This window comes from Microbispora sp. NBRC 16548, from assembly GCF_030268985.1.
GTDB lineage: Bacteria > Actinomycetota > Actinomycetes > Streptosporangiales > Streptosporangiaceae > Microbispora > Microbispora catharanthi.
In genome coordinates, this window is record NZ_BSSF01000121.1 from 1 (window position 1) to 255 (window position 255).

Below are 255 nucleotides of genomic sequence, written 5' to 3' on the forward strand. Positions count from 1 at the left end.
GTTCGTACTTCTTCTACCACAACGGCGCCCTGCCGGGCGGCGGCGGCTACACCCGCTCGGTCGCCGTGGAGAAGTTCACCTACAACGCCGACGGCACCATCCCGACGATCAACATGACCACCACCGGCGCACCCCAGATCGGCACGCTGAACCCCTACACCCGCCAGGAGGCCGAGACCATCGCCTGGGAGTCCGGTGTCGAAACCGAGGCCTCCAACGAAGGCGGGATGAACGTCGGCTTCATCGACAACGGCG

The 255-nt window shown here is 65.9% G+C and carries 1 pseudogene; it reads left to right on the forward strand.

What is annotated here, in order from left to right:
• Positions 1-255: pseudogene (locus QSK36_RS43310) on the forward strand (glycoside hydrolase); the annotation flags it as partial.